The organism is Leptolyngbya sp. CCY15150, assembly GCF_016888135.1.
In the GTDB taxonomy this organism is placed as follows: Bacteria; Cyanobacteriota; Cyanobacteriia; order RECH01; family RECH01; genus RECH01.
Genome location: NZ_JACSWB010000231.1, coordinates 1 through 516, shown reverse-complemented (window position 1 = coordinate 516; position 516 = coordinate 1). Strand labels below are relative to the sequence as shown.

Here is a 516-nt window from a genome sequence, read left to right as displayed (position 1 = left end):
TCGGTATTTTGCATCTTCATCTCCGTTCTTTTACTCTTGTTGCTGACTTCAATTGCTCATCAGTTTAGGGATCGACAGGATCGCCGATCGCCCCCCCCGTAGCGATGTGCACAGCGCGGGCCATCTGCCCAAGCGGGTTGCCGAGCGAGGTACGATCGGCTCCCGCCATCAGGGCAGCACTGACGTCTTCACTGATAACGCGCACGACTGCGGTGGCCGCTGCGGCGTGCATCCGCACCTCAATATCGTCAGGCGATCGCCGCAGGCGATCTGCGAAGATCTCGACTAGAGCGTGCTCTATTCGGTCGTTGGTCATCAACCAGGCCGTTCGCAGATCCGGCTCTTGTTCGGCCAGCACAGTCATCTTGATCACCGCCTGATCAAAGGCCTGCTGATCGGGATCTTTAGTACGATTCATCGCCCACTCCATGAGGTGATCTTCAAGGGAGACATCGCGAGGCCAGCGGCGCAATAGCGCCACAAACTCCTCGCCATCCTGCGCCAAGACCGGCTCGA

The 516-nt window shown here is 58.5% G+C and carries 1 protein-coding gene; it reads right to left on the bottom strand.

Annotated elements, in window-relative coordinates:
* Window positions 1-64: 64 nt before the first annotated feature.
* Window positions 65-516: TetR/AcrR family transcriptional regulator (locus JUJ53_RS18095; RefSeq protein ID WP_204153446.1), on the bottom strand; the 452-nt coding region annotated here is incomplete at its 5' end.